Raw genomic sequence first — 26715 nt, forward strand, 5'->3', positions numbered from 1 at the left:
GCCGGGGAGACTCAATAAAAAAGCTCGGCGGTGAGTCGGGCTAAAAAGGAAGGAGTGCCTCTCATCAGAAGACCCAAGCCCAGAAGAGGGGAGGGCTTGGGGTGGTTCCGGATAATGCATCACATTATCCTGTTCCACGTGACAATAATAACATCTTTCCATTAAGGGCAATAGTAAATAAGAATCGTTTACATTTTTCTTCAGAACTAACCAATCCTTTCAGAGAGAGAAGCGCAATAAAAAAGGGCAGGCGATGCAGGAGTGGAAAATGAAAACCCAGGCCCCCATAAACATAAACGGGGAGTGAACTTCGGGGCCTGGGCGGTAGATTGGAGGTAACAGCATGATTATCTTATGCTCCGGTTTCTCCTCTCCTTCCATGACTCTTCCTTTTTAGTATTCTTGTCCTCAAATTTAAGACGAAGTAATACTATTGTTTTCCAGCGCCCGCCCTTGATGAGGAATGTTGGCGATGGCTATCCAAGAAGAGCAAGTGATGCACAGGTAACAAAAAGCCCGCCGGAGCGGGTTTTAAAGTGAGCAATTCTCAGTCTATAGAATACTCCTGTCAGCGCTTTCTGGAAAAAAACAGGTTTTCCCTTTCTACTCTTTATTTGGAACCAGCAAACCTAGCAGAAAATTTAAGGTTTCTAAGTAATAGCTGGAGCATGTTATATGAAATCCTTGAAGATTCATTTAGACCGCGATAGCTTTCGGCCATTTCTGATACTGCTCGACAAACATCGCCTTCCCTACATTGTGATTGATCATCGGCCAGATGCGCTTATATCTTCTCTGTTCCTAGACATTCCAAAGTCAGCGGAGATACTCGACCATCTTTCACGGCTGATAACAGAGTTTATATCTCGAAAAAATAAAAAAACTGTTATTGTCATGAATGACAGACGAAGAATTGGTGCTTCGGGTCTGTCAGAACAAGAAATAGCTCTCCTTCTCACGCATGCCGAGCGGATTAAGATAACGGGGCCAGAGATAGTGAAGCGCTTTATTACCGCTTCGGAAGATGCTACCTTAAAGCGACGAAAGCAACGTTTCTATAGTGGGTAGGGGCAGATCTGCATCAAACCCAACTCCTCCAACTCCCGTATCCGCTTCCTTAAGGGTGTCTCCATCGGAGATACCAACGACAGTGGCGAAAAAAGTAGGAGGAGCATTCAGCGGATATGTGTAGACGTCTGCACTCAAGCGCGAATCAACTCCGCCTATACATTTGAAAGCCTAGCAGTCCAATGCAAGAGGCGATAAAGACCGCCCCACCTCGCAGATGCTCTTACTTCCGCATATCATAAATCTCGTCCCCCACAACCATCTTAACATCGTAAAATGATTTCCCTTTAGAAGTGATTTTCCTGGTAAGAATTATGGCTGTCGGTCTAGAGACATATTGATACCCATATTCCGCACAAGTAAGGGATGTATTGTCGTCAAACACGATCACGCGACCGTGGTCACACCCTTCGAACGTGTCATTACCTTTTTCGTCGTCATACCACCGGTTTATAGTTTTGCTTGCAGTAATTGTATAACCGACCAAATCATTAAGATCATCCGCAAGTTTGGCGTATGTCGGTAGTACTGCAAGGGAAAATATGAGGATAAATACAAGCGAGAATATTTTCATGTACGATTCTTTCTCCTGCAGTGATTTCTACTACGCGCTACCTCTTCGATGAGTGGGTTGGTAGGGTATCTGGCCAGCGGATTGCTCACTCCTCAACCTCTTCCCCGAACTTGTCAGCAACGAAGTAGCGCATGGCGGCGACTAGGGGAGTTTCACCTACCGCGAATAGGCCATCCTGCTTTAGTTCCTTCGGTATTTCTGCGTACCACGAACCATCAATTCTGGGCAAAATGCCTATCTTCTCCCTCTTAATAATCGGCCCACCTTGTGACCAGTCAGTGGAGGGGGAATATTCTTCCCATGCGGTGAGGCTGATCTCTTGGCACTTGGTCATCACGGGCACATATCGTCTTGCTGACACAATCTTGCCTTCAGCCTTCGCCACAAAGAAATCCAGTTCTGAACCTGTAAGATCAGAAACTTTTTTCATAATGAAGTCCCTCTGTTAGCGTCCTTTCAACACTCTATCCCACCTGCATTCTCATCCATAGCGTTCGATCCGGAATCTTCATCTCGTGCTCACTTAACTATCAATAATCCAAGATTCAACAGAGAAAAAACCACGTAACCCGATTCTGCACATACGTATTAATGTGCCGATCTGCCACTGATCGTTCGGTGTAGGACAAGTTGATCGATTGGTTGCGCATATTTTTGCGTCGGCCCTTGAGCACGACCATGATCCCGACGCGCTAAGCAATTCATCAGATTATGCAATCGCACTGCCATATTCAGTAGATGTAGTGGTTGACGTGCAGGAGCAGCCGTGCCAATTCCAGTGCCATGCCGTCCTCTATCGAGGCTTCATTGCACGGGTAACTGATTCTGCAGGAAGAGTTCACGCTCTGTGGAATGCACTTGCTTTATCAACTTCCTCTGGATCGTAACCTCCCATCAGCTTGCATTCAACCGAGTCCATGTCAGATCCGAGCTTCTTTTTGCCCGTGTCGTTAACAACCTTCTGCCAATTGCTCGTGCGAAGAAACAGGAATCATTGCAACAACTTGACTAACCTAAACTATGTATGCTTCCGAACAGAGCCAATGTGTTTTCCAAGCTAGGATAAATCATTCTCTGCTTTTAACTTTAACAAATTGAGATAAGAAACCCTCATTTTCATGACGCGGGGGAGTTTCCCGGTGGCTTGTCAGAGGGAAGTTCTAAAAAGTATTTGATAATTTGGAGGCATGGCATGGTTGCAGATAAAGAGCGAGGAAAAAGCGGTGACAGGCGCGGTTTTGCTTCAATGGATGCAAACAAGCAGCGTGAAATCGCCAGTAAAGGCGGTAAGGCGGCCCATTTGAAAGGTACTGCCCATGAGTTCGATTCCGAGGAAGCGCGCGAGGCAGGCCGGAAAGGGGGCAGGGCGGCTCATTTGAAGGGCACGGCGCACGAGTTTGATTCGAAAGAGGCGCGCGAGGCAGGCAGGAAGGGTGGCAAGGCCGCACACGAGAAGGGTACAGCGCATGAGTTTGATTCCCAGGAGGCGCGCGAAGCAGGACGCAAAGGCGGGGAATCACGTGGAAAAGGTGGTTCACAGGCTGAGCCCGAGAAGGAGGCCCCATACTCGTTGCGGAGTGGAAAATCCGGGCAGCACGACAAGGGTGACAGCTCAAATCACACTGGCCGGTAGAATCTTCTACACCGTTGCTTGAGTGGGACGGTGGTTTCCGTACCTGCCTTCAGCGGGCTACCCTTCGGCGGGCTGTTATCCTTTCATTATTATTTCAATTCGCGCCCTCTCCCCGCGGGGAGGGGTTGCTCGTGAGACTCATTTCGTGGCTAAAGCTTGGAGATCAACGATTGCGCGTCGAAAGGCGCTCTTACTTTGATATCGTTATCGAAGTAACAGTAGATATCGCGAGGTATACGCGGCGGCTGATGCAGTGAGATGAGATGCGCGTCGTCGGGTTGTAAACCCATTCGCCAGAGGCGAATTCGTTGCGCCCAACGTACCAATGCCTCATCGGTATATCCGCTCGCATAAATTTCCTGATCACCATGCAGGCGGAGATAGAGGAAATCTGCCGTTACATCTTCACGGTAGGGCCATTTTCTTGCAGTATCTGCGATGACCAGGGCGATATTGTGTGTGCGCAGGAGCTCTACGAAGGTTTTATCGAGGAAGCTGTCGTGCCGTATTTCAACGGCATACCTTAAAGGGCGTTTTGCGTCGATTGCCAGGCGTGCGCGCCCTGTCATGCGTTTGTCCCGGCGACGGGCCAGCTGCAGAGCCTGCTCGGTGTCTCGCGGCAGGAGGTCGAAAAACCCGCTCATTCTGTCCTGATCATAGCGAAAATTGGGTGGAAATTGCCACAAGATGGGACCGAGTTTTTCCCGGAGATTGAATATTCCCGAAGCGAAGAAATTGGCGAGTGGAAGGTCGATGTCTCTCAGGCGCCGGATATGCGTGATGTAGCGCGATCCTTTAACGCTGAAAATAAACCCGGGAGGCGTATCGTCGTACCAGTGCTGAAAGCTGTTCGGTGTCTGCAGAGAGTAGAAAGTTCCGTTTATCTCGATGGTCGGCAATATCCTGGCAGCATATTCAAGCTCGCTGTGCTGGGGAAGCCCGGGGGGATAGAATACGCCGCGCCAGGGCGGATAACGCCAGCCGGAAATGCCGATACGCGTCTCGCTCACCCGCTCTAACTCCGTCCACGCGACAGTTCTTCCCCTTCAGCCGTATATGCAGGGGGAACATAAAAGTTGAGTGTTTGGAGCAGATCTTCTCCTGTATTGCGGATTTCATGCTCGTCGCCACGCTCGATAAGCAAAAGGGAACCTTCACCCAGGCGATAGCGCTTATCGTTTATGGTTGCAATACCCATTCCCGAAACGACATACAGCCACTGGTCAGCACCGCGATGACGATTATGCGGGCCTCCTTCTGCCTGCCCTGGAAGTAAAACCATTTCCGCCGCCTGCGAACTCGGATTACCGAGAACGAGGCGAAAACCGATTTCGAACTGCAGGTTTTTCCGTTTCATCCATTTCTCCTATCTCATCCGTTATAGAAATTTGACAGCAGAAAAACAACGCCGTTTCGCGAGAAGGGGCACTAGGGAAGATAAAGAGAGACAGGGAAGGATTAAGCAGAATGGCCAACCGAACAGGGCCATTGCCTAGTGTAATTCAACCAAGAAAGGGCTTTGCCAGATTGAGATCGTTCACGAAGTGCTCGTACTCTTCGTCCTTGTTTTCCTCAGGCACACGCAGCAGGAACGAGGGGTGGACCGTAATCAGCAGTGATACCCCCGTTGCGTATTCGAGCAATTTTCCCCGGTTGACTTTGATCGGAGTGGCGCGGCCCAGCAATGAGCGGGCCGCTGTAGCGCCCAAGGCAATGATCAGACGGGGCGCTATCAGTTCAATTTCCCGCTGCAGCCAGGCGTGGCACGCTACAATTTCCGCATCTATCGGTTTCTTGTGCATGCGTCGCTTGCCACGCAGTTCGAATTTGAAGTGCTTGACCGCATTGGTAACATAGACTTCTTCTCGCGATATACCGACTGCTGTCAGCGCGTGCGATAGAATCGATCCAGCCGGTCCGACGAATGGATGGCCTGTAGTATCTTCACGGTCTCCAGGCTGCTCACCGACGAGCATGATCGATGCGTGCGAGGGACCTTCTCCGAAGACAGTCTGCGTGGCATGTTCCCAGAGGTGACAGGCGCGGCAGTTCGTGGCTGCTTTACGCAGGGAAGCGATGGTATTTCCAGCGTGTTCAGCAGGATGTGAAGTATCCGGTGGCGGCGTTTTCATCTGCTGAAGAATGGACGGGAGATGGGGAGTCGGAAGTCGGGGATGTTACCTTAACCTTCAGTACTGAACTCTTCGTTTTTATCTACATCGGGAGCGGCCTTGGAAGCTTCATCGGCAATGAGTTCAAACCAGAACACACTGCCGACATCGACAGTGCTTTCCACACCGATTGATCCGCCCATGAGTTCAACTAGTTGTTTCGTCACTACCAGGCCAATGCCTGTACCTTCCACAGACCCCGCTTCCTGTCCGAGCCGGTTGAATTGCTGAAAAAGCTGTGTCAGTTTTTCCGGCGGCAATCCCGTCCCCGTATCGCGCACACTTACCCGCAGACGCCCGGGTTTTATCATGGAGCAACTCACTTCGACCATGCCACCCTCGCGGTTGTATTTGATTGCGTTGGAAAGAAGATTGATCAGAACCTGCTTCACCCGCGTTCGGTCTGCCCGAACGAAGAAGCCCATGTCCGATGATGGCGGAAAGATCAGTTGTATGTTTTGCTCCTGGGCCTGCGGTTCGACCATGGTCCGGGACTCAACCATTACCTCTCCGATGCACATCGGTTCCTGCGCAACAACCAGTTTGCCGGATTCGATTGCGGCGAGATCAAGGATTTTGTTTATCAGTTCAAGCAGATACCATCCTGCAGAATTGATCTCCTTGAGCATGGTCATTTGCGTGAATGTCGGCGGCGGAGAACTCGATTCCATCAATTGGGCAAAACCAAGCATGACATTCAGTGGTGAGCGTAATTCGTGGCTCATGCTGGAAAGAAAATCTGATTTGGCCAGATTGGCTTTTTCCGCCTCTGTCTTGGCTTTGATCAGTTCTTCTTCGATCAGCTTGCGGTGGTTGATATCGCACCGCAACTCTTCGTTCACCCGCGCCAGTTCATCGGTGCGCTTGGCCACGAGCTCTTCGAGACGAAAACGATGCTGCTTCAACTCCTCTTCTGCCTGTTTGCTTTCAGTGATATCAACCAGGATACCCTGCAGAAACAGCGAGCGTCCCGATTCATCCCGCACGACATTCGCCTCGTCGCGGAACCACAAGACCCTTTCATCCTGCGTGAGCAAACGGTACTCACAGCGTAGAGGCGCACCCGTTGCGCGGCTTTTTGCCCGTTCCTCGAGTGCGTGCGACCGGTCGTCCGGATGAATCTGTGCAAGCAGGATAGTCGGATCGTTCAACCACTGTTCTGCTGAAAAACCAAGCATATTGATACGCGAGCTGACGTAGAGGAAACGGTTGCTCCCATCCAGTGCAGCAATATAAACGATTGCCGGAATGGTTTCGACCAGGGAGCGATATTTGGCCTCCGCCTGAGCGAGTTTCTCTTCCGCCTGCTTTTTTTCCAGCCGTATCCGCCGGTCGCTCAGTACGCGCTGGATAACGGCAGGCAATAATTCAAGGTATTGGTGCTCCAGGTCCTTGATCAGGTAATCCTTCGCCCCGCGCTTCATTGCTTCTACCGCAATGGCGGCATTGTCCGTACCTGTCAGCATCATGACCGGAATGAAAACATCGCCACTCTCGTCGGTCAGCGCTGCCAGAAACTCAAGACCATTCACATCCGGCAAGTGGTAATCAAGCAGGACGCAGTCCGGCTTTTGCTCATGGGCAAGTTGCAATCCCTCCCGGCCTGATTCGGCTTCGGAAAGCACGAATTCGTAGTCCGGGTCCCGGGCAAGAGCACGTCGACACGCCATACGATCCACGGCATCGTCTTCGACGAGTAGAACGCGAATCAGGGGTTTGGTCATAAGTGGATGAGCTTTCGTAAAATCAGGGAGTTGATTGAACCTTTATCATGGCATCTCGCTGATGGTCCAGTAAGCATCGATGGAACGCATGACTTCGACGAATTGACGATAATCCACGGGCTTGGCCATATACCCCGCCACGCCCAAGTCGAAGCTGTTTATCTTATCCTGCTGTTCCTCTGACGTAGTCAGAACTACTATGGGAATACGCTTCAGCTTGTCATCATTTTTGACCGCTTTCAGGAATTCGGTACCGTTCATAATGGGCATGTTCAAGTCTAGCAAAATGATGCAGGGTTTTTCGCTTGCCGGATCCTGGAGATAATGAACAGCCTCCTCACCATTTTCCCGGTGGACGAGCGGGTTCGTTACGTGAATCTCTTTTAGAGCACGAACGACCGTCATTTTATCTACTTGATCATCTTCTACCAGGAGAATGGGTCTATTAGTTATTTTCACGCTGCTGTTCCTTTGGTTGAATTTGCGACTGCTACTGTTTTAGGGAGAGTAAAGAAAAAAGTTGTACCCTCACCGGGGGTGGATTCCACCCAGATACTGCCACCATACATTTCCACGATCTTTTTTACCAGAGTGAGTCCAACACCGGTGCTTTCTACCCGGTCTCTTGGTGCAAGCGTCTGGAAAAGCTGAAAGATCTTTTCAAAATGGCGTGATTCGATACCAGGGCCATTGTCACTGACGCTGAACCTCCAATGTTCACCCTCCGCAATGCAGCCAATACGGATTCTGCATTGAGGCTTATCCATGTATTTGATGGCATTCGAAAGCAGATTCTGAAATATCTGTTGGATGCGCGTTGGCTCTATCACTATGCTTGGTAATGCATTTTCGACGGTAATGGTAACATTTGGCGAAGGGGCAATGAAATCTATTACATCGCGCAGGACTTCATCGATCTTTACCTCCACAGGGGCTTCTCTGACCCGCCCCACACGTGAATATTGCAGGATACCGTCGATCAGGTTTCCCATACGATGGACTCTGCTGACAAGGAGGCGCATATGCTCCCTGCCTTCATCATCGAACTTATCGAGGTAGTCAGTAGAGAGCCAGTCTGCAAGTGCGCCGATCGCGCGCAACGGTGCCTTCAAATCGTGCGATACCACGTATGCGAAACTTTTCAGCTCTTCATTGGCACTTTCCAGGTCGGCCATCAGTATCGCTTTCTGTTCCTCTGCGTGTTTACGTTCACTGATGTCACGCAGAATGACGACGAACATTCGATGCTCCTGGCCATGCATCTCAGTCACAGAAATATCTAGGGGAAACGTTGCGCAATTTTTGCGCAACCCGATAACTTCATTCGTTTTTCCGGGGACCTGCAGTTTCGTGTTTTCCTGGTAATTTTTAAAATAATCTGTCAGTTGACCGTGTTCAGGCCGGGGGAACAGGAATCCGATATTTTGTCCGATCAACTCACTTTCCGAATAACCGAAGATCCGTTCCATTGCCGGGTTCCCGGTTTTGATCACGCCCTCTTCGTTAATGGAGACCACACCCACAATCAGGTTATTTATCAAGGCGCGTGTATTGGCTTCGCTGGCGCGAACCTGGCCAATCGTCTCTACCAGGCTGTCGCGCATTTCCCGCACCGCCCCCATCAGTTGGCCGATTTCGTCATTCGATGGAGGAACCTCGATTTCCTGCCTCAGGTTTCCTGCCGCCACATCGCGGGAGATTCGTACCACATTCTCAAGAGGCTGAAAAATCGCGCGGATGAACATCAGGCTGAACACCACTGCCAGCACCAGGGCGACGACTATCGAAGCGATGAGAATGGCACGGATTGTCTCGTACCGCCTTTGTTCGTCATCATATTCTCTTTTCGCTTCATTGATCTGGAGCAAAACAAGGGCATCTATGCTTTCGCCTACAGGCAAATACATTGGCCGGATTTTTTCCACAAGTATCCTGTTTGCTTCACCAATCTTATTGGCTCGCAAGGCCGCTGTTGCCGGCAACAGCCCCTCGGTCACATATTTCCGGTGGTCGGCAGCAAATTGGGCCGCAAGCTTTTTTTCCACCGGGGTCAAGCGAGTGACAATATACTCTTCCCAGGTTCTGCTGATTTCCGCAATATTCTTCTCAACCATTGCGGTCTTGTTCCTGATGATCTCGGGCGTCGGCATTACCAGAGCAGATGTAATGGCAAGCCGGGTTTGCAGCAAAAGTGACTCAATATATCCAACCTGACTCAGTGGGATGGCCCTGTCATGGTAGACGGTCCTCAGGCCGTCTATCGCATGGCTCATACCGAACAAACCAATCATTCCCATTCCCAGCAAAAAGGCGATCAGATAGGACAGGGTAAAGATCAGGCGGGATTTGATCGTCAGGTTTTTAAATGTCAGCTTTTTGAACATATGACCTGCAAGGATTCGAAAAGGGGATACCCGAAGCTTTCTATTGCACAGGGAGTTACAAATATACCCCTATGAACCTCAAGTGAAAAATATCTTTTAATCCGACAAACCCTGTTCACGACTCATCCAGGAAAAGAAGACAATGTTGGTTGAACTCACCGGTCGGGAGCAGAAAATTTATGATCCAAATATGTGGATCAGCAGATGTTATGAGCGTCCTGCAGGCGTTCATCGGGTACTCGCACAACCAACCGGCCTATTCCTATTGAGAGACTCTCCTTGATATGTACTATATTTAGATAGCGTTCCCGGATTGCTAATCCGGCCCGCTGATTCTCGTTTTTCCGGCTAATCTGCCCGGGTTGCAATACCTGGAATTCCATAATAAGGAGGATAAATATCATGAAACCGAGCGCCTTAATCGCAGGATGTCTGCTTGCCGCAATTGTGTCGGGGCCAGCAGTCGCGCAGCAGGCAATTTTTACCGCCGAGCTCCTCGGATCGAACGAACGGCCGGATCCCAATAATTCTACCGGGACAGGTATGGCGACCGTTACGATTGATCCGGCTCAGGGAACGATGCATGTTCACGAGACTTTCAGTGGTCTTTCGGCAAATACGACAATTTCCCACATCCATTGCTGTGCTGGTCCAGATGGCACCGCCGCCCCCGCCACCACCGTACCCTCTTTCCCAGGGTTTCCAGTTGGGGTGACTGCCGGCACTTATGATCAAACCTTCAATATGCTGGAAGCCTCAAGCTATAACCCGGCATTCATTTCGGCTAATGGTGGGACGGCCGCAAGTGCATTTGACGCGTTCGTAGCCGGATTGAATAACGGAACCGCCTACGCCAACATCCATTCAGAGATGTTCCCAGCGGGGGAGATCCGTGGCACGCTAGTGCCAGTGCCCGAACCGGAAACCTACGCAATGCTGCTGGCCGGTTTAGCGATGGTGAGCATGATGTCGCGGCGGCGGCGTCTTTTTTCCCGCGAAGATAGCGGTGTCAGGATAAGCTGAACATCTGCTGTCGAGTAATTTCTGCATGGAATGATTTTGACAGCTGGCTGTAAACGGACTTTCTTTGTTTCCAAGGGAAGGGAACCTGCTGATCCTCAAGGATTGCTTGGATAGCGCTCGGAGCCGGAATCGAAGGGCACAGCTGCCGTTTTTTCTCGTTTATTAAATTCGCCGGTTGGGGATTGTGCGTAACCCCTAACTCATTCGGCTGCTCTTCGAGCAAAGAGTCAAGAGAACAGGATTTTTCTACTCACTGTTCAAAAGCAATTGCACAAAAACAATCAGTTTTCGTTCTCTTTTACCTATTGCGACAATCTGCTCCGAGCCTTGAGTTATTTCATGCGCTCTCGCTGATCTGGCTGACCGCCAATCAGTCAAATAGAAATAGCATATGGAGCGGGTAACTCTATAATAGGGCTGCACGCTGGTACGAATATTTCGCCCAGCGTGCAATCTTACGCCGCTTGAATGTTTGATGCTTGCTTGCCCTTTGGGCCTTGCGTAACCTCAAACGTTACTTTTTGTCCCTCTTGGAGCGTTTTGAAGCCGGACATGTTGATTGCGGAGAAGTGGGCAAATAAATCTTCACTGCCGTCAACAGGGGTAATAAAACCAAATCCTTTTGCCTCATTGAACCATTTTACTGTGCCAGTTGCCATTTTTACTTCCTATATATCAGTTAAAAAGAGACCTCATCTTCAGGTCTGACCGCATTTTGACAATCCCTGAATGAGAAATATGTTCGCTACCGTACCGAAAAATCCATGCGCTCCGTTAGATCGTACATTTTTTGGATCATTAGCGAGAGAGCAAATCTTTCTCGATGCCATAATTTTGATCAGTGCAGGAAACCTAAGCTGGGACTCAAGCTCCAGCAGTTATCAACAGACCTATCCACGCCAATTAGGGAAAACTTCCATTAGCGGTATTCGCCGAAGCTCGGCCAAGTGCTCATCAGGGCTTGAGCGAGACTGTAGTGCATCGAGTATCAGATATCCTGCACGGCAAATCATCATGAAGGGAATCAAATACCTGAATGTACCTAATGCACGATGGAATATATGAAAAGAGAAATCCCATTTATCCGCATCGGATGAATTATTGCTTGTTTTCGTGGTTTTGTTCGATATCGGTTCGCAACGAAACTGTTTCCGGGTTGCTCCCGGAACTGGCGAAAACTGATCGGAAACTGTCCCAGCAATTTTCTCAGGAGAACAGATATGAAACCAGAAGACAACGCCAGCGCCACACGGCGCCAGTTTGTGGGCGGCATGACAACCGGCCTTGCCGCAGCATTTGTCTACCCGGCCTTCGCACAGCAAGGGCAGCAAGCAAGCCCTCCGGGCTCCCTACAAGGGCCCAGCCAATCCCGTAAACAGGATCCGAGAACGCAATATCCTATTCCCCCTTTCCCTCCGCAAAAACAGGAGCCTCCCGGCCTTGTAAGCAAGATGATACCGCGGCCCGATCACGGCGAAACAACCTACAAGGGTTCGGGTCGGCTAGGGGGTAGAAAGGCGCTTGTGACCGGTGGAGATTCGGGCATTGGGCGCGCCGCCGCCATCGCGTTTGCGCGTGAGGGGGCCGATGTCGCGATCAATTATCTCCCTGTTGAGGAGTCCGACGCTCGTGAGGTCGTGGAAATCATCCGGGCGGAAGGGCGGAAGGCGGTCGCGATTCCTGGCGATATCAGGGACGAGAATTTTTGCTCCAGGCTTGTCGCCAACGCCGTCCGGGAGCTGGACGGACTGGATATCCTTGTCAACAATGCGGCCATGGCTGTCGCCCAGCCCTCTATCGTTGATCTTACGACGGAACAGTTCGATTCGACCTTCAAATGCAACGTCTATGCCATGTTCTGGATTACCCGGGCCGCCCTGCCGCATCTTGAGCCCGGAGCGGCGATCATCAACACAAGTTCTGTTGAGGCTTACACTCCATCCGATGCGTTTCTCGACTACGCGCAGACAAAGGCATGCAATATTGCTTTCACGAAATCGCTGGCGAAGCAGGTCGCCAACAAGGGTATCCGGGTGAATGCGGTGGCGCCGGGACCGTTCTGGACGCCGTTGCAGACGGCTGGATGGGCGGATCTCAGCAGGTTGGGCAAGGAGACTCCGCTTGGGCGTCCCGGCCAACCGGTGGAACTCGCTCCCCTTTATGTCTTTCTCGCGTCGCAGGAATCAAGCTACGCAACCGGACAGGTGTACGGTGCTTCGGGCGGGGAAGGGCAGCCCTAATGATGTCTAAAACCTCAAGGTTTCTTATGTCGACACCAGGTGATGATGGGCTGTAAATTTTCAGGTGTAGAACTCTCCCCACTACCCGACCCCATATCCCAGATATCTGTTGCCCTTTTAATGGTTTTGCTTACACTTGCCTCATTATTGCGCGCCGAGCCTTTATCGGAAAATAAAAGAGAGTTACAGGTAGATACCTGTAACTCCTCAATCTGGTGGTGTTTATGATGGAATTGAACCGATGATCAGGGAGATTATGAGTCCTTGGCAAGGGTGGCAGCTGTCCATGCCCGGAGTCGGAACTTATGCCCTCCCCAAGAGTTGCCCGCTCGTAACCGCTGCGAACGAAGGTAATCTCTTCGCCAGTGCGCGTTCTGCTCCTGCAGCGCTCGCAATTGCTGTTGTTCCAGCAGCATCTGTTCGTACCTTGCATGTCCGGCGCGCTGCAAATCCTGAAAACCGTTGTACTTATGTTCGATGCCAGAATGCTGTGCTTGAACTCCTGATGAGAGTGCGAAAAAGCCTCCTGTCAGGAGCGCCATCGCAAGTTTCATTTTTTCCTCCAAGGATGTGAACGCGAGATAATTTACGATTGCATGATTGCATTCTAGGCCTTGGTCAGGTGGAAATAAATTGTACTTAAGTACATGTTCTCTGAATAAAAACACTATCACTTTCGCTTGGGGGATTTAGGGATTCGAGGAATTGATTGCTGCCAGAAGAGAAGGGTTCATCACACGGTGAGGGAAGTGCGATGAACCCCGGAATATAAGAGAAGAAGATGATATGGGTTTGGAAATGAACGATATGATGGGCTAAAGTGTTTTGAGATATTCCAGCAGCGCTTTTTTCTCTTCAGCCGAAAGCTTTGTCCCAAATTCGTGACCGCAACGACTGTTTCCGGAATTTCGATCACTGCAATCCGTAGTTTCCAACGTGTAGTCGAATTTATTCTGCTCGGCGGCCAGTCCTATATTGACGATATCGTAAGCCGGGCCAATCTTGAACGAGCTGATTCTTTCAGCTGCGGGCTTCAGCAACTCTGCCAATGTCGGAACCGATCCGTTATGAAGATAGGGAGCAGCAGCCCAGATACCCTCGAGGACGCGTGATTCATATGGATAGGATGGCTTGGCCTCGACCGGGCGCGCAATGAAAGCCTCTCGAAGAGATTCTGTCTCTGGCGGGAAGGGAGGTTGGGCGCTCTTCGCTCCAACTTCCTCTTCAGTTTTCATGAGCACGGGAACATAGTGCTGGAGGATAGAGCCGAGAACAGATGTTCCCAGGACATTGAAGGCCGTATCCACGGGTTTGAGCGGGCTGGCGAGAAATGGAATCTTCGCACCTTCAAGTACACCTGTCTTAACAGTCCGTGCAAGTATTTCATATTCTTTGGAATCCGTACCGACATCCATGAGGGGCGTAGCCCAGGTTTTGCGATCCTGAAACCGTGTTTGCCCTGGTTTAATGCCATGGCAATCCGCGCAACCACCTTGCTCAGTCTTGCGGGCGAAGATTTCCTTGCCTTTATCAGCCAATGCCTGATCTATCTTCCATGGCCATTTGGGAGGGCTGATTTTTTTTACCAGATCTTCCAATGCCTCCAGACCCTGAAATTCAGCCGAATTGTTGGCCAGGTAATCAACCCCCAGTAGACGCCATTTATCCTTTTTAGGGTGGAAAACTCCAAATACGCCGTAAACTTCACCGAGATTTCGGGAGAGGGCGAGAATATCATTGCCATTGCTGGCGAAACCGGGCCATTGTGTCTTATCCTGGATCGAGGCATTCCAGAGGAATGGGTAGCGTACCGGTGCGACGGCTGGTTGGATGTTTTCGGGAATCATATACGTCGGTGGAGAACCGATATCGAGGCCGGCCAGTCGGTTGAAGATCATCGATACCGCATCAAGCCGCGCCGGGCCCCAAGGTTTTGCCGGAAGTGCGCGCTCGATTAACGTATGGTAGGGTAAATACCACGCTTTCACCGCTTTCTGCAGCTTTTCCTTGTCCTTCGAGGTTGCTGACGGGCCAAGGACGGCGCGGGCAAAATCCGTGAACGCTTGCTTGTCCGTCAAAACGGCTTTCACCGCGGCATCGAGATCAGCCAGAAAACTCTGGAAATCGACGATTCCAGGGCCGCCGTCAATCAAGTATGCGGTACCGTTGACCTCAATTTGACGCGTATGACAAGCGGAGCAGTTCATGCCAATTTCCTGTCCTTCGCTTCCACTTGCAACGGTGAATCCCACGGGTAATCCGGCGGGTTTGCTGGCCTTATTGGGGAGATAGCCATACCGGCTCAGGCTTTCCGCCATGAACGGCTGGCCGTCTGGTTGCTTCAAGGCGGATATCCAGCGCAGCGGCATGATACGAGACCCCTGATCGCGACTATAGAAATCCTTTCGGGCTGAAGCTGTCCACTCTGCCCCCTGATCAATAATTACTTGTTCGGCTGCCGAAGAAATCGAGGGCACGAGCAAGGCTAGTGTGGACAGGAGGCTTCCAATCCAGGATAGGAACTTGATTTTCAATTTTTATCTCCCTTTAGATTAATGAACGATATGTTTTGAGGCTGTCGTACCCTTGCTACCCGTATTGCATAATGGTCTTGCTGGTTGAGCGATAAAATGTGCCGAAACGGCCGTTACTGGATCAACGGCCATCAATCCTTCGCAACACGAACCTGGGTAAAATTGACGAACATTAGAAACATCCTGGCTGCTTGAACTGACTGATGTCAGATATCAAATCAGCTGGCGTTTGGTGGTACGTTGCGTTGCACTTTTTAATTGCTGATTTCGACTCGCCCTTCGCCACGAAGGTACGCGACCTTGTTACCACCTCCTTGCGGAAAGGGAGTGGAAGAACTCATCGCTGATGGCTGGCAATACAGCTGCAGCTCTCGGCCTGCTGATCCGAATCAGTGCTGGGGAAGGGTGATAGGAAGTATGGTTGCGTGAAACGGGAGGTGATAAACGAAAAAGAAGAGTTTTATCCTCGCTATTCAAGCTTTGAGAGGAAGCTTTATTGGTTTATTCCTATTTTCACGAATAGCACAGGAATATAATCGATTGTAGGGCTTCTTGACGTATTTATAACCTACCTGATTGTGCATTTCTCGGTTGTAACGCCTATTGAAGCAAAGGTGGAGCAACAAAAAAGCCCGGCTTATGCCGGGCTAGGGAGAGCGCTTCAAATTCGTTTCCCTGAATGGAGGGAGGGGGAAACGAATAAAAAGTGTAACCGTGTGAATAAAACATTACCGTTAAATAACTAACGTAACCCGAAATAACTTAGTTAGGCAATTTGGGGCGATAATCTTGATGCGGCTTCGCTCTTCCTACTGAGCTCTCAAGAACTTGGAGGACTTCTTGTCGAGTAGCTTGGTCTAGGCTTCCTATCAAATCAATCAAAGCCCGTTGCGATTCTTCTAGCTCGTCATTCCATAACTTCAAGACGTCATTAATCAGTTGATTATTTTCCACTGGCATTCGCACTTCATTTCAGGATTGGGAAGTAAAAACCCCAGGCTCCATAAACGGTGAAAACGGGGTGTGACTTCGAGGCCTGGGACGCTAGATTGGGGGTAACTATGCATGGCTATCTTAGCTCTGTGACAGAGCATCAATCAGTTAATAAAAGTAGATTTAATATTGCTTATTGATTAAATGGAAGAGAAGCAACAAAAAGGCCCGACGAACGTCGGGCCGGGAGGAGTTTACTGCCATCGCTTCCCTGTTTTGGGAGGGAGAAGCGAGTGGATAGCTTAACAATACAACGAAAGCTCTACCGTTAAATACTTAACATATGGAGAGAGAAGGTTCGTTTCCTGCAATGTGGATAGCTGAAGCGATCAATATCATCACGAGCGGAAACAAATACGTGCCTGGAATCTTGAATCCCACTGCTGATCAGATTGATTATCTCTGGGGTCAGGCGACAGGTGGAGTAGGGCGCGAGGCAAGCAAGCTGAATCAGACGAGCAGATCTACCGATCGATGGATTCAAGGCCGAGAACCCGGAGTATCGGCTGATTACGGCTGCGAAAGCGAGGAAAGCGACAAAAAGAACAACTGTGAAGAGTTCGAGCAAGGCAGTTATCTGCCTGCCAATAGTGCGCTTGCGATTCGTGTTGAATCGAAGGAGAGGTCAGCTGTGAGATGATGATGCGGCTGCGGTGAATGGATGCAACTATAAGCAAATCAATAAGCGAGACGGTATGTTAAAATGCTTTTCGCATTGATTTTGCTGTACCGCCTTTTGTACCGTCCATGTAGTAAAAAATTAGTACAACGTGGCATAGACTGACGCACTTTATTCAATAAAATCAATTGCCCGGATGGTGAAATTGGTAGACACAAGGGACTTAAAATCCCTCGGGCTTAACCGCCCGTGCCGGTTCGATTCCGGCTCCGGGCACCAATTCAGTATTTCAGACGGTATCAGTTGATACTAAAAGATAAATAAAAACTGATACTTGTAGAAATATTAGTGTCTTGACGTATCAAAGTATCGCTTGACATACCGTCAATCTTAGCGGTATCTTTGTCGGTATATTAAATACCGTCAGTTTTAGATACCGTCATGCCCCTTACCGATGTGGCTGTGCGCAATGCCAAGCCTACTGACAAACCATACAAGTTAACGGATGGTGAGGGGCTCTACATGCTGGTCAATAGCGCGGGTAAGTACTGGCGCTTTGACTACCGCTATCTTGGAAAGCGCAAGACGCTGGCGCTAGGTGTTTATCCTGATGTTTCTCTGGCTGATGCAAGGAATCGACGCAGTAATGCTCGCAAGCTTATTGCGAACGGTGATGATCCGGGCGCAATAAAGCAAGCGGAGAAGCAACGAGCCAAGCAGCTTTCGCTTAATACGTTTGAGGCTGTGGCGCGGGAGTGGCACGAAAAGCAATCGGTTAAGTGGTCGCCGAAGAATTCAGCCAGAATTTTGAGCTTGCTTGTGCGCGATATTTTCCCATCAATCGGCAAGACTCCAATAGCTGAGGTAACCGCAGGAAGCCTTCTTGCTACCGTTCAGAAGATCGAGAAGCGGGGCAATATCGAAACAGCACATCGAGCAATGCAAACCTGCGGCCAAATATTCCGGTATGCAATAGCCACTGGCCGAGCACAGGCAGACCTAAGCCTGGTTCTGAAAGGCGCTTTAATCCCCGTAAAAGAAAAGCATCATCCAAGCATTACCGACCCGAAGAAGATAAAACACCTTTTGCTAGCCCTGGATGGGTATAGCGGATCCTTCATTACGCAGCAGGCCCTAAAGCTTGCTCCGTTGCTTTTTGTGCGCCCTGGGGAGCTTCGTCATGCTGAATGGTCAGAGATTAATTTCGATACGGCTGAGTGGCGTATAGCGGCGGGCAAAATGAAAATGAAGGCAGTACATCTTGTGCCTTTGCCCAGACAGGCTCTATCCATACTGGAGGAGCTGCGTCCGCTTACAGGACAGGGCAGGTATGTTTTCCCGGGCGTCAGAAGCTGGTCCAGGCCGATGAGCGAAAACACCGTGAACGCCGCTCTGCGGCGCTTGGGATACGAGAAAGACGAAATGACTGGGCATGGGTTCAGGAGCATGGCTTCAACGATTTTGCACGAGCAGGGATGGCCGCATGAGGCAATCGAGAGACAGCTCGCCCACGCCGAACGAAACAAAGTAAGCGCAGCATACAACTACGCAGAGCACTTACCGAAACGAAGGGAGATGATGCAAGCCTGGGCTGATTATTTGGACAGGCTTAAAACTGAAGGAATTAACACCGTGACCTGACGGACTTCAGGCAATAAAGCGGGATGTAAAGTGTTGCGAGCACTATTACATCCCTAACCACAACGCAACCTGAAAAGGAGGTACGCATCATGGCTAACGCCAATTCTACACTATCCAGTGACGCTGCAATCCGCTTGCTGACTTACGCTGGGTGCCGCTGCAATTACTATCGAGGTACTGAAACCGATCTAGTTGAGGCGGGGATTGTAAAGTCAGAATGGCTGCCCGGGCTACACGGCAACACAAAAACATGTACACGCATCGGATTGGTTGAAGGCGAAATGAAGCTTTTACCTTGTGGGGTGCTAGCAACAAGATTCCAGAAGAATAACGGAATCATTCACATATTCAAGGCGAGCAAAAGCACATTCCGGGTTGAGGTAAGGAAACCGCAAGAAGAAATAGACCGGGAAGAAGCGCGGGAAATCGAAGAGCGGAAGCGGCAGAATTTGAGGGACAAAGTAGAAAGGATGCACGCCGAGAAGAAGCGGGCATTAGAAAAGGCTCCGAAAAACCCTGGCGATTTTCTAAAGGACAGGTCCTGGAAAGTTAAGGACTTCTCGGAAATCGTTCACAACCTGTTCAGAAGGGCTGAAAACGGTTTCCATTACGCTCCTGAGGTTGTTGAAGAGGCGCAAGATTTGATAGCAGACCTTGTTTCCCTTGCTGCAAATGGAAGGGTTTGCTTCGATCCGATAAGGCAAAAATATTTCCTTGATGACATCGAGGAAAAAGCTGAGAAAGCACACCCTGAATTCTCAGCATTCATGAAGGCAACTCTTGCTGTAGGAAAAGCTGCCTTATAGCAAGTTAACCCACCCCTAGCCCGGCGGGTATCTGCTCGTCGGGCAATTTTTAAAGGAAAGAAAATGAGCAATGAAACCGAATCAAATGAAAGCTTTTTCGCTCGCTATCGAGCAAACAACACTGCTAACGAAAAAGAGTGGGAGGAATTCAACATGCGGCTGATGGAGCAGTTCTGCGCAGATTTCTGGAAGGCCGGAAATCCTGCTGATGTTCCTGATTGGATCATGAATGAGATTGCAACGGCGTTTATTGGAAGCCTGATTGAAAAAACATCATTGAATAACTCATTCCCTTTGCCGTGGAGTCCTGCCGACCGCGTGTTTACGAAAGCCGAAGAGCGAAGGATGAATATCTATCAGGAAATAACCAGGGAGTTGATACGCAATGGGGGGAAGGTCGAGGGTGTGATAAGAGAGGTCGCTGAGAAGCACGGCGTTTCCTACGAGACGGCACGGCTTGCTTATTACAAATACAAGCCCAAGTAACCTTTTCTAAATTTTCTTTCAAAATTTAGAAAGAATTCTTGTTTATCAGCAACTTATATTATGAAATCATATCGCTGTGTATCGCACAGGCTTAAACAATACAGCGAGGTCACATAGGCAAATTTTCGAACAATGCTTTTTATATAGAAGGAGAAAAGAAGGTGGAAGCAAGCTACACAATCCCGCAATTCTGCGATGCCTATCACTTTAGCCGTGTTCACTACTACACCCTTAAACAACAGGGATTGACTCCCAGGGAATTACGTTTAGGGCGGCGAGTAGTTATAACACGACGTGCGGCTGAGGAGTGGGAAGATCGGATGAGCTCAATTCAACAACAAAACAAAAAGGAAAATGCAACCAATGAATAACAATCTGCCGATCGGCGGTTATATCCGTGAATCTGACTTAATCCCTGCCATTGTGCCTTTTTCTCATGCGACTCTTTGGCGTAAGGTCAAATCGGGCGAATTCCCTCGGCCGGTGAAGTTGTCGGCGCGAATTACGGCATGGGAAGTTAAGGCCGTGCGCGCTTGGCTTGATTCAAAAACTCAAGAAGGAAATAAAAATGACCAATGACAACAAAATAAAAGGCGCTGCCCCCGACCAAGAGAACGCGCCTTCCAAATGCTTCAAGCAAGAGAATACCAAGGAATCGCGCATTTTGAAAGAGCTAAGCTCCGGGCGTACTTTAAACAGGTTTGAAGCTGAGCGTCTTGGAGATCATTGCTTACACTCGACCATCGCAACCCTTCGGCGCAAAGGATATTCGTTTTACGACCAATGGGAGCATGTGCCAACCCGCTTTAAAAAAGAAACGCGGGTAAAACGGTACTCCTACGTCGGGATGAGGCGTGAGCAAGTCTAAGAGGCTCGCACTCAAGGATGCGCAGCAAAAAAGAGGATCCGGTCCGTTCATTCCCCTGACCTTTGATGTGCTGCGTAGCGCTGAGTTTGCATCCTTGAGCTCTTACGCGACAAAATTACTATTTGACCTACTCCAGCAGTACAACTTAAGAAACAATGGCGATCTAGGGATGAGTTTTGAGCACGTCATGAAGCCTAGGGGCTGGAGGAGCAAAGAAACGTTCAACAATGCGCGTAGAGAACTTCTTGAGAAGGGCTTTATTATCATCACCAGACAAGGCGGCCTGCGAGAGTGTTCGTTATATGCCGTCACGTTCTTCGCAATAGATGAATGCGACGGCAAGTTAGATGTGTCGGCGACGCGCTCCCCGCTTAATCTGTGGCGGAAACATTCTCCTTTAAAAATTAAGTCGTCCAGTACGCCTGCCGTACCATATACCCCCTCTGTAAGTACGCCTGCCGTACAATAGGAATAGCAAATTAGCCCGTTTAGGTACGCCTACCGTACTTAAATGGGCCTTTTTATGCCATTTATTTGTACGCCTACCGTACACCTTCTAAGAGTTGCCATCTGTATAGAAAAAAATGAGGCGGTTAGGCTTTTACCTGGTTCATAAAATTATGAACAGTCACGGTGACGTCACGCGTTACGTAACGTTACTGAAACGTTACGTCCCTTGCAAATTCTGCCAACGGCAAATATTGCCGGAGGTTCCTCCCAGTTGTTGCCTCCCAATTTGCTAGTAAATACTCGTTCGGATTTTCATTTGTAAGTCCATGTAAATAGAAGTTTTATCTTTAGCGGGTTATATCAGTAGCATAGTCCTTGTGGTATAAATACTTCTAGGTCAATTACTTAGGAGCATTTATGATCCACCACATCAAGGAGCAACGTGCCCTGGCTGTCGCAGAAATGCGCGGCATGGTCGAAAAAGTGCAAGCCGAAAAACGGAATCTTTCTGCTGATGAAGCAAAGATATTCGACAGCCTGAAAGCAAAGATTACCTCTTTAGAGGAAGAAGAAACCCGCGCAACCTTCCTGGCAGAAGCTGAGCGGCGCATGAGCGGCACCCCGGTTGATAAGGGCCTGGCCAATCTGGAATCGAACGTTTCAATCGTAGAGGTTCTGCGCGCACAAATGGAAGGCCGTGCATTAAGCGGCGCTGCCGCCGAATATTCTGCTGAGTGTGAACGGCGCAACGGTCGCAAGGCATCGGGCGTCTATGTGCCGCTTTCAGCCCTGGAGTCACGCGCTGCCAACACGACTACCACCGCAGGGCAAATCGTTCCTACCGAGCACCGGCCAGATTTGTATATCGAACCTTTCCGCAATTCACTTCTGGCGCGCAAGATGGGCGCACGCTTGCTGCCCGGGCTGGTTGGCAACGTCAGTATGCCGAAATATAAAACCGGAATGACAAGCGGCTGGGTCGCAGAGGATTCGGCGCTGACTACCAGCGGCATGACGTTTGAAAGCGTTACCCTGACACCGAAACACTGCGGCGGGATTGGCGAAATCTCAAGGCAATTATTGCAACAGAGTTCGCCTGCCGTGGAAGAATTGATCCGGAACGATCTGTCGTATCTGTTGGCGCAGGCGATCGATACCGCCCTGATAAAAGGCGGTGGCACCAATGAACCGAAAGGCGTGCTCGCCACCACCGGAACCCAAACGGGCAATCTGGCGACAATGACATGGGCCAATGTCCTTGCGATGCTGGAAAAGCTGGAAATCTCCAACGCTACCGCAGTTAACTGGCTGACCTCGCCGAAGGTAAAGACCAAGTTTTCCAAGACGCTAAAGGAGACCGGACTGCCTGGCTATCTTCTGGAAGGCGGCAGTGTGGCAGGCTTGCCTCTGTTTTCCACTAATCAGGCACCGGAAAAAACCGGCACCCCGAACACCGGGATAGCGATCCTGGGCGATTGGTCACAAGTGATGCTGGGGGTCTGGTCAGAGATCGACCTACTCTTGAATCCATTTGCCGAGACTCCTTACTCGAAAGGCAATGTGCTCTTGAGAGCAATGTGTTCCGTAGATATTGCAATTCGGCACCCCGAGGCGTTTGTAATAGCGCAAGACATTTCGCTGGCTTAAACGGAGGCGCGCAGTGACTACCCAAGCCTTCGAAATACGTTCGGGAGGGGAACTACGCGCAGTCTCTCCCGGCAAGCTTGCGGGCTACGCGGCAGTATTCAATTCTCAAAGCCAGGACCTGGGAGGCTTTGTCGAGCGCATCCTGCCTGGCGCCTTCAAACGCTCACTGACGAAACCCGACAACATTAGAGCCCTTCTGGAACACGATCCGCAGCGTCTGTTAGGACGAGTGGGAGCGCGCACCCTTACCCTTCAGGAAGACAAGAAAGGCCTGTACTTCGAGCTATCCCTGCCGGATACCAGCTATGCCCGTGATCTTGGCGTGTTGGTTGATCGCGGGGATATATCGGGTTGCTCCTTCGGTTTCCATGTACCGGATGGAGGCGCTAATTGGGATATGAGATCAGGCCAGTTAACGCGGGACCTGATTGCCATTGATTTGCACGAAATAACCATCACCGCGAATCCTGCTTATCTCGATACCACTGTTGCCAAGCGCAGCATGGAAGAGTGGAGAGACAGCCAGTTAAAGGGAAACATCCGCTGGCTGGAAACGGTGGACGATGATGACGATGATTGGATGGGAAGGCGATGCATCCGACTCTACTAGACCGTGCCCTCAATTTCATTGGCCTGGAGCGGCGCGCGTATAACGCACAGGATCCATCCTGGAGCCATCCCTTGCTGCAAGGCGGGAGTGTAACAACAGCACGGGCTGAAAGCCTATCAGCGGCATACGCCTGTGTTGCTGCCATCAGTGAAACAATAGCATCCCTGCCACTGATCCTTTACCGGCGCACTGACGATGACGGCAGGGAGCGAGCGTCGAATCATCCTTTATACCGCGTATTGCACGATCAAGCGAACGAGTTCCAGACAGCCCTGGAGTTCCGCGAAATGATGCAAGCCATGACGCTGCTACGAGGCAATGCTCACGCTGAAATCATCCGCGACAATGGGGGACAGGTTATCGCGTTGGTTCCACTCCTTCCCGGCACGGTAACTACCCTGCAGCTTGATAATGGTCGTATTGCCTACGATGTGACAGACACAAAGGGGCGAGTGCGGCGCCTGCTTAGGCATGAGGTATTACACCTTAAGCACCGCTCCAATAATGGTCTGGTGGGGGTATCGCCTATAACCGCAAGCCGTGAGACGTTCGAACTTGCGCTATCTGAACGCGAGCACGGCAATTCAACCTATGAGAACGGCACAAAGCTATCGGGAATACTCAATTTTAAAAACAGTGTGGGTCCTCAAAAGCTCGAAGAGATTCGAGAAGCCTGGCACAAGAAGTACGCGGGGGGAGGTAACACTGGCAGGGTTGCGGTGCTCCAGGGCGACGCGGATTACAAACCTCTCTCCATGAGCATGGAAGATGCGCAGTGGATCGAAGCACGTCAATTCTCTGTTGAAGAGATAGCCCGCCTGTTCCGCGTCCCACCTACCATCATAGGAGACCTCAGACACGGCAACTATTCGAACAGTGTCGAGATGAACCGGGTATTCGTAGTCCACACCCTGCGCAGGCACATGACCATGTGGGAGCAGGCTATCAGCTCATCATTGCTCACACCGGCTGGCAGGAGGCTCTACTTTGCTGAGCACAGCGTGGAGGGATTGTTGCGCGGGGATAGCTCCAACAGAGCGGACTTCTACAGCAAGGGAATAACAGATGGATGGCTCACGGTCGATGAGGTCCGGAAGTTTGAAAACCTTCCCAAGTTAAGCGATGAGGATGTGAGACGGATCAATGACAGAAATCACCAGCAGCAACAACTCTAGAGCGGTGCGTCCCCTCCGCGTGCATACCCGCGAAATTGAAGGGGGTGGGTGTCACGCAGAAAAATCACCAGAACGTACAGGCCTAGAGCGCGCCGTCCCCCTTCCTTTCATAACTGTAATCAATTTTTCTAAAAATGGCCGGCAGAAAATCCTCAGCTAACCTTTCTATTGTCCCACCTTCAACCGGCAAAGATTCCCGGCTCTCCGCTCCCCGATTTCTCACTACTCGCCAGGCGCAGCTCTGGAGAGAGATCACGAATTCCAAGCCTGCGAACTGGTTCACAAGAGACATGCAATCTTTGCTTGTTGGATACGTGAAAGCCATTGCTTCTCACGAAGCGCTCTCCAAGCGTGTTGAGTCCGGAGAGCTTCAGCTGGAGCTAAAAGACGAAAACCGGCTGTACGCAATGCAAGAGCGCCAAGCCCGGTTAATGCAGTCATTCGCAACCAAACTTCGCCTGACGCAGCAATCACGCTGGCAACCAAAAACAGCCTGGGATAAAGGCAGCAAGCCAGACGGGGCAAGACCATGGGACCACTGACAAAATCACGGCAACCTTTTGCTCTAGAGCGCGCAGGTAGTCAAATTTTTACGCAGCCAGTTCATAAAAACCGTTTTTTTGACGAGGTTGCATAAATGACAGCACTTCACGAATATATCTCTCATCACGTAAACAAGCCCTTTGAATGGGGTAAAAACGATTGTTGTACGTTTGCTATTAGCTGGCTTGGGCTGTGTACCAGCCGGGATTACCTGACGGAGCACCGGCCCTGGAGATCGGCTAGAGAAGGGATGCGAAAACTAAAAGACCTGGGCGGTCTTTCGGCTTTATTCCAAAAACACTTGAAGCAGATTAACCCAAATATGGCGCAAGACGGCGACCTGACAATCTACCAGGGCGCAGCGCATCTATTTAGTGGCCGCCACATTGTTTCTGTTGGCGAAGAAGGACTGGTTTTTACAGACCGATCCGTTGTTAAGGAGGCTTGGAAATGCCCCCAGCGTTTATAGCTGCAATTCCAGGAATCATTGCTGGCGCCACTTTGGCGGAAATAGTCACAGTGGCCTCCATTGCCCTTACCGTCGGCACCACGGTATTCGGCGCGGTTCAACAGAAAGCGGCAGCAAAGAAAGCAAAGCGCCGGGCGGCACAGGCGAGGGAAGATTTTCTTAATTCGCTCCAAGAGCGCACGATAACCCGCATTGCTACAGATGCTCCGCACCGGTACGTTTACGGCCGCGCAATGGTTGGGGCGGATATTGTGGCAATTCTGTCCAGCGGTCCAAATGAGGAATTCAAGCACTTGGTCTGCGTTCATGCCGCACATGAGAGCGATGGGATCGAGAAAATTTATATCAATGGTAAGGAACTGGGCCCGCTCGATGCCGACGGCTTTGTTACCAGTGGGGAATATTACTCAACCAAGACCGAGAGCGTAACAGAGACATTCAGTGCGGCTCCGTTCACGCTCGCGCACATGCCGAGCAGCGCGGTCCGGGTGGTAGCGTATGGTACATGGATTTCCGGCGCATTCCGGTTTCCCTCGTCCGGAGAGGTTCCTTATACCGTATCAGGCAAAACGATTACGGTAACAGCCGCGCCGACCTCGCCATTCCCCTTTGGCGGGACGATGCAGATCACGCATTACAGTGTGAGCTATCAGTACCAGACAAATACTTCGCAGGTGCGCGTTCAAAAACACCTGGGAGCCCCCGGGGATCCTGCTGATGCTACTTTACTGGCGGAATGTCCGGACAAGTGGAAATCGACAGCAACGCTCACGGGCTTTACCTACACGGTAATCCGTCTGGATTTGAGGCAACCCGAATTTCAGGGAGGCGTCCCTGATATAAAAGTCCTGATGCGCGGCAAGAAACTGTATGACCCCCGCACGGGTGAGACGAAATGGAGCCAGAATCCAGCGCTTGCCACCTATGACTACCTCACTTCAGAGATGTGTGGCGTTAACCCCGCGGATATTCCGCTATCCAATATCATCACAGCAGCCAATGTCTGTGATGAGCAAGTTCCGGGACTATGTTAATGAATAGAAGCTTTACTGTTAAA

At 50.4% G+C, this 26715-nt stretch carries 28 protein-coding genes and 1 tRNA gene; 19 read left to right on the forward strand and 10 right to left on the reverse strand.

Translation table 11 applies throughout. The features are described 5' to 3' along the window. Window positions 1–675: 675 nt before the first annotated feature. Entirely contained in the window at window positions 676–1068 is a 393-nt protein-coding gene (locus BMW46_RS14205; protein ID WP_074709316.1) for a hypothetical protein, read from the forward strand. A gap of 659 nt (window positions 1069–1727) precedes the next feature. Here BMW46_RS14205 and BMW46_RS14215 read toward each other — a convergent pair. Then, window positions 1728–2072, reverse strand: a complete 345-nt coding sequence (locus tag BMW46_RS14215; RefSeq protein WP_074709318.1) for a DUF2591 domain-containing protein — start codon at window positions 2070–2072, stop codon at window positions 1728–1730. Between the two features lie 762 nt (window positions 2073–2834). Between BMW46_RS14215 and BMW46_RS14220 the strand changes: the two genes are divergently transcribed. After that, a complete protein-coding gene (locus tag BMW46_RS14220; protein WP_074709319.1) occupies window positions 2835–3275 on the forward strand; it encodes a KGG domain-containing protein in 441 nt (146 codons plus the stop codon). A gap of 149 nt (window positions 3276–3424) precedes the next feature. Here BMW46_RS14220 and BMW46_RS14225 read toward each other — a convergent pair whose 3' ends face one another. From BMW46_RS14225 to BMW46_RS14250, 6 genes are all read right to left on the reverse strand, one after another. Further along, window positions 3425–4285 (reverse strand): DUF72 domain-containing protein, encoded by an 861-nt coding sequence (locus BMW46_RS14225; RefSeq protein WP_074709320.1) that lies wholly within the window; start codon window positions 4283–4285, stop codon window positions 3425–3427. Between the two features lie 5 nt (window positions 4286–4290). Further along, complete coding sequence (locus BMW46_RS14230) at window positions 4291–4632, reverse strand: cupin domain-containing protein (protein ID WP_074709321.1); 342 nt, start codon at window positions 4630–4632, stop codon at window positions 4291–4293. Window positions 4633–4777: 145 nt separating this feature from the next. Beyond that, window positions 4778–5407 carry a UdgX family uracil-DNA binding protein gene (locus BMW46_RS14235; RefSeq protein ID WP_074709322.1) on the reverse strand — a complete coding sequence of 210 codons (630 nt, stop codon included), beginning with the start codon at window positions 5405–5407 and terminating at the stop codon, window positions 4778–4780. Between the two features lie 50 nt (window positions 5408–5457). After that, the gene (locus BMW46_RS14240) at window positions 5458–7170 is read right to left on the reverse strand and encodes a hybrid sensor histidine kinase/response regulator (RefSeq protein ID WP_074709323.1); all 1713 of its coding nucleotides are present in this window, start codon (window positions 7168–7170) and stop codon (window positions 5458–5460) included. A gap of 45 nt (window positions 7171–7215) precedes the next feature. Beyond that, window positions 7216–7629 (reverse strand): response regulator, encoded by a 414-nt coding sequence (locus BMW46_RS14245; RefSeq protein WP_011380632.1) that lies wholly within the window; start codon window positions 7627–7629, stop codon window positions 7216–7218. Then, complete coding sequence (locus BMW46_RS14250; protein WP_074709324.1) at window positions 7626–9554, reverse strand: Tar ligand binding domain-containing protein; 1929 nt, start codon at window positions 9552–9554, stop codon at window positions 7626–7628. The genes BMW46_RS14245 and BMW46_RS14250 overlap by 4 nt, the downstream gene beginning before the upstream one ends. Window positions 9555–9956: 402 nt before the next feature. On the opposite strand from BMW46_RS14250, the gene BMW46_RS14260 reads away from it, so the two are divergent. Then, window positions 9957–10577, forward strand: coding sequence for a CHRD domain-containing protein (locus BMW46_RS14260; protein ID WP_074709326.1), 621 nt, complete (start codon window positions 9957–9959; stop codon window positions 10575–10577). 455 nt (window positions 10578–11032) lie between these two features. Here BMW46_RS14260 and BMW46_RS14265 read toward each other — a convergent pair whose 3' ends face one another. Continuing rightward, the gene (locus tag BMW46_RS14265) at window positions 11033–11236 is read right to left on the reverse strand and encodes a cold-shock protein (RefSeq protein ID WP_074709327.1); all 204 of its coding nucleotides are present in this window, start codon (window positions 11234–11236) and stop codon (window positions 11033–11035) included. Between the two features lie 561 nt (window positions 11237–11797). Here BMW46_RS14265 and BMW46_RS14270 point away from each other — a divergent pair. Continuing rightward, the gene (locus tag BMW46_RS14270) at window positions 11798–12817 is read left to right on the forward strand and encodes an SDR family oxidoreductase (RefSeq protein ID WP_074709328.1); all 1020 of its coding nucleotides are present in this window, start codon (window positions 11798–11800) and stop codon (window positions 12815–12817) included. 254 nt (window positions 12818–13071) lie between these two features. On the opposite strand, the gene BMW46_RS14275 is transcribed toward BMW46_RS14270, so the two are convergent. Both BMW46_RS14275 and BMW46_RS14280 read right to left on the reverse strand, forming a co-directional pair. Then, on the reverse strand, window positions 13072–13371 hold the full coding sequence (locus BMW46_RS14275; RefSeq protein WP_074709329.1) for a hypothetical protein: 300 nt from the start codon (window positions 13369–13371) through the stop codon (window positions 13072–13074). Between the two features lie 261 nt (window positions 13372–13632). Next, on the reverse strand, window positions 13633–15351 hold the full coding sequence (locus BMW46_RS14280; RefSeq protein ID WP_074709330.1) for a di-heme-cytochrome C peroxidase: 1719 nt from the start codon (window positions 15349–15351) through the stop codon (window positions 13633–13635). A 1303-nt stretch (window positions 15352–16654) separates the two neighbouring features. On the opposite strand from BMW46_RS14280, the gene BMW46_RS14290 reads away from it, so the two are divergent. The 15 genes from BMW46_RS14290 (at window position 16655) to BMW46_RS14360 (ending at window position 26692) form a co-directional block, all read left to right on the forward strand. Continuing rightward, window positions 16655–16984, forward strand: coding sequence for an LPD38 domain-containing protein (locus tag BMW46_RS14290; RefSeq protein WP_074709332.1), 330 nt, complete (start codon window positions 16655–16657; stop codon window positions 16982–16984). A 169-nt stretch (window positions 16985–17153) separates the two neighbouring features. After that, window positions 17154–17242, forward strand: a tRNA-Leu gene (locus BMW46_RS14295). Between the two features lie 162 nt (window positions 17243–17404). Next, the gene (locus BMW46_RS14300) at window positions 17405–18604 is read left to right on the forward strand and encodes a tyrosine-type recombinase/integrase (RefSeq protein ID WP_074709333.1); all 1200 of its coding nucleotides are present in this window, start codon (window positions 17405–17407) and stop codon (window positions 18602–18604) included. A gap of 89 nt (window positions 18605–18693) precedes the next feature. Next, entirely contained in the window at window positions 18694–19410 is a 717-nt protein-coding gene (locus tag BMW46_RS14305) for a hypothetical protein (RefSeq protein ID WP_074709334.1), read from the forward strand. 63 nt (window positions 19411–19473) lie between these two features. After that, window positions 19474–19896, forward strand: coding sequence for a hypothetical protein (locus tag BMW46_RS14310; RefSeq protein ID WP_074709335.1), 423 nt, complete (start codon window positions 19474–19476; stop codon window positions 19894–19896). A 161-nt stretch (window positions 19897–20057) separates the two neighbouring features. Continuing rightward, the gene (locus tag BMW46_RS15210; RefSeq protein WP_143121486.1) at window positions 20058–20267 is read left to right on the forward strand and encodes a hypothetical protein; all 210 of its coding nucleotides are present in this window, start codon (window positions 20058–20060) and stop codon (window positions 20265–20267) included. Next, window positions 20260–20475: a helix-turn-helix transcriptional regulator gene (locus BMW46_RS14315; RefSeq protein ID WP_081355833.1), complete on the forward strand. Its 216-nt coding sequence runs from the start codon at window positions 20260–20262 to the stop codon at window positions 20473–20475. The genes BMW46_RS15210 and BMW46_RS14315 overlap by 8 nt, the downstream gene beginning before the upstream one ends. Then, the gene (locus BMW46_RS14320; protein ID WP_218141814.1) at window positions 20465–20764 is read left to right on the forward strand and encodes a helix-turn-helix domain-containing protein; all 300 of its coding nucleotides are present in this window, start codon (window positions 20465–20467) and stop codon (window positions 20762–20764) included. The genes BMW46_RS14315 and BMW46_RS14320 overlap by 11 nt, the downstream gene beginning before the upstream one ends. Continuing rightward, the gene (locus BMW46_RS14325) at window positions 20751–21233 is read left to right on the forward strand and encodes a hypothetical protein (protein WP_143121487.1); all 483 of its coding nucleotides are present in this window, start codon (window positions 20751–20753) and stop codon (window positions 21231–21233) included. Before BMW46_RS14320 ends, BMW46_RS14325 begins: the two co-directional genes overlap by 14 nt. 398 nt (window positions 21234–21631) lie before the next feature. Continuing rightward, window positions 21632–22861: a phage major capsid protein gene (locus BMW46_RS14330; protein ID WP_074709337.1), complete on the forward strand. Its 1230-nt coding sequence runs from the start codon at window positions 21632–21634 to the stop codon at window positions 22859–22861. Between the two features lie 13 nt (window positions 22862–22874). After that, window positions 22875–23471, forward strand: a complete 597-nt coding sequence (locus BMW46_RS14335) for an HK97 family phage prohead protease (RefSeq protein WP_081355834.1) — start codon at window positions 22875–22877, stop codon at window positions 23469–23471. Further along, entirely contained in the window at window positions 23453–24646 is a 1194-nt protein-coding gene (locus BMW46_RS14340; protein WP_074709338.1) for a phage portal protein, read from the forward strand. Before BMW46_RS14335 ends, BMW46_RS14340 begins: the two co-directional genes overlap by 19 nt. A gap of 134 nt (window positions 24647–24780) precedes the next feature. Beyond that, window positions 24781–25188: a hypothetical protein gene (locus BMW46_RS15215; RefSeq protein WP_143121488.1), complete on the forward strand. Its 408-nt coding sequence runs from the start codon at window positions 24781–24783 to the stop codon at window positions 25186–25188. Between the two features lie 95 nt (window positions 25189–25283). Continuing rightward, complete coding sequence (locus BMW46_RS15220; RefSeq protein ID WP_143121489.1) at window positions 25284–25658, forward strand: DUF6950 family protein; 375 nt, start codon at window positions 25284–25286, stop codon at window positions 25656–25658. Further along, on the forward strand, window positions 25640–26692 hold the full coding sequence (locus BMW46_RS14360; RefSeq protein WP_074709342.1) for a hypothetical protein: 1053 nt from the start codon (window positions 25640–25642) through the stop codon (window positions 26690–26692). The genes BMW46_RS15220 and BMW46_RS14360 overlap by 19 nt, the downstream gene beginning before the upstream one ends. Window positions 26693–26715 lie beyond the last annotated feature (23 nt).

Origin of the sequence: Nitrosospira multiformis, from assembly GCF_900111585.1 — a bacterium.
Classification (GTDB): Bacteria; Pseudomonadota; Gammaproteobacteria; order Burkholderiales; family Nitrosomonadaceae; genus Nitrosospira; species Nitrosospira multiformis_B.